The 285-nt window shown below is 66.3% G+C and carries 1 protein-coding gene; it reads left to right on the top strand.

Features of this window, described 5'->3' with window-relative positions; genetic code table 11:
* Positions 1 to 285, top strand: a 285-nt coding sequence (locus EN824_RS34760) for a 5-formyltetrahydrofolate cyclo-ligase (protein ID WP_281041420.1), incomplete at both ends; no start/stop codon positions are given.

Genomic DNA, 285 nt, shown 5'->3' with positions numbered 1-285 from the left:
GTTCTACTGGCCGCTCGCAGGCGAGTTCGATGCGCGCACAGCGATCTCTGTGTGGCTCGCGGGCGGCTCGCGGCGCGAAGCCAGTCTGCCGATCATCAGGGAACGCGGCTTGCCGCTCGAGTTTCACGCATGGTCGCCGGATACGCCGATGAAGATCGGCCATCACAAGATCGCGGAGCCCGCAACCGAACGTCTGGTGATTCCCGAACTGCTGCTCGTGCCCTGCGTGGGTTTCGACGCCGACGGCTACCGGCTCGGCTACGGCGGCGGGTACTACGACCGCAC

The organism is Mesorhizobium sp. M8A.F.Ca.ET.181.01.1.1 (genome assembly GCF_004792025.1).
Taxonomy (GTDB): Bacteria; Pseudomonadota; Alphaproteobacteria; order Rhizobiales; family Rhizobiaceae; genus Mesorhizobium.
Note: the sequence above shows the minus strand (reverse complement) of the source record. Positions and strands in the feature narration are given on the sequence as shown.